The sequence below is a fragment of the Actinophytocola sp. genome (assembly GCF_049647105.1).
In the GTDB taxonomy this organism is placed as follows: Bacteria; Actinomycetota; Actinomycetes; order Mycobacteriales; family Pseudonocardiaceae; genus Actinophytocola.
Map to the genome: position 1 here is coordinate 1 of NZ_JBARWZ010000268.1, position 1,537 is coordinate 1,537.

2 protein-coding genes are annotated in these 1,537 nt (G+C 67.1%); both read left to right on the forward strand.

Features of this window, described 5'->3' with window-relative positions:
- The coding region (locus WBA97_RS31905) for a DUF3558 domain-containing protein (RefSeq protein WP_424234682.1) at positions 1-505 on the forward strand (505 nt) is incomplete at its 5' end.
- Positions 506-531: 26 nt separating this feature from the next.
- The coding region (locus tag WBA97_RS31910; RefSeq protein ID WP_424234683.1) for a hypothetical protein at positions 532-1,537 on the forward strand (1,006 nt) is incomplete at its 3' end.

The following is a 1,537-nucleotide window of genomic DNA, read 5'->3' on the forward strand; positions in this document are numbered from 1 at the left end:
CAGCGGCGAAGAGGAACTTCCCTTCGCCGGAGCACCCAAAGTCGACAACCCACTCGACACAACCCGCTACGAACAAGACCCATGCAAGACCCTCACCGCAGACCAAACCCAACCCCTCAACCTCCCAACCACCGGCGAAACCGAGGAAGATGTCCTACTCGGCGTCGGATGCACATGGTTCAACGAGGAAACACGCGGCGAAGCCGAAATAGTCTTTATTATCGGTGATCCGCGCGGCCTGAGCCCGGAATACGACGCCAATAAAGAAGGAAAATGGGAGTACTTCAAAGCGCTGCCGAAGATTGAAGGCTATCCAGCAGTAATCAGGTTAAAATTCGACCAGCGCAACACCGGCAACTGTACTGTCGTCGTCGGGGTGGCCGACGACTTGGCGGTTGAGTTGAATCTCGTGTTGTCGCAGGCGAATGCCGGGCAGAAGGATCCGTGTGAAGTCGCCGTCCAGATTGCCGGACTGGCGTTGCAGACGATGAAGGCAGGGGCGTAGTCGTGGGCAAGTGGATCAACCATGCCATGTCGGCGCACGAAATCTACGAGTACTTCGCCACCGGGCGCGGCACCGGGAAGCTCGACGACGCGCAGGCGGCGACTCGCGCCGAGTGGGAAGCGGAAGACGAACGCGCCCACATGATCCGCAAGCAGGGTGAGTTGATCCGCGGTGGCTGGTCGGGTACGGCCAGTGACGCAGCGTTCGGGGCGGCGCAGCCGCTCGCCGAGTCCGCGGACCACGGTGCGACCATGCTGAGCCGCGCCGAGGATCTGCTCGATCGGCAGAGCGGGTCGTACCACCGGGCCGCCACCGACGTCACACCGGTGCCAGAGGAACCGCCCAGCATGGACATCACCGACCCGATGGTGCCGTTCAGCGACTACGAGGCCGAAGTCACGTCGTACCAGGCCGACGCGCACCACAACATGGACGTGTACCGCGGCTACGACGGTGCGAGCCAGTACAACGAGACGAACATGCCCGGTGAGTACTCGACCGTCAACCATGCCGGTGGCAACATCAGTGTGACCTCGGACAGCGGCCGGTCCGCCGACCCCGGCGACAGCATCGAGGTGCCGGAGCACGCTGAGCCGGGGCCCGGCAGCGAGTCCGGACCGTACCGCGGCGTCAGTTGGCCTGGCGGTGCGCCGGCCGGCGGGCCGCCGGTCAGCGGGCCCGTTACGAACCCGTCCCTGCCTCAGCAGACCACCCCCAGCGACTACTCGCCCCCCGCGATCAACACCCCCGGTGGGCTCCCGCCGACCACGTTCCAGCCCTCGCCCGGTCCCGGGCAGCCCGGGTTCGTCCCAGGACTCCCCGTTGGTGGGGTCACCGGCGGCTCACCGGGCGGCCCAGGTGGCCCAGGTGGCCCGGGTGCACGAGGTGGCGGCCCGTACGGTCCCGGCGCGCGTGGCGGCATGCCTGGCGGTGGTGCGGGCGGTGGTGCCGGTGGCGGTGGTGCGGGTGGCAACTCCGGGTCTGGCGGCGGTGCACGTGGTGGCGTGCCCGGGCCGGGTGCGAGTGTGGGGG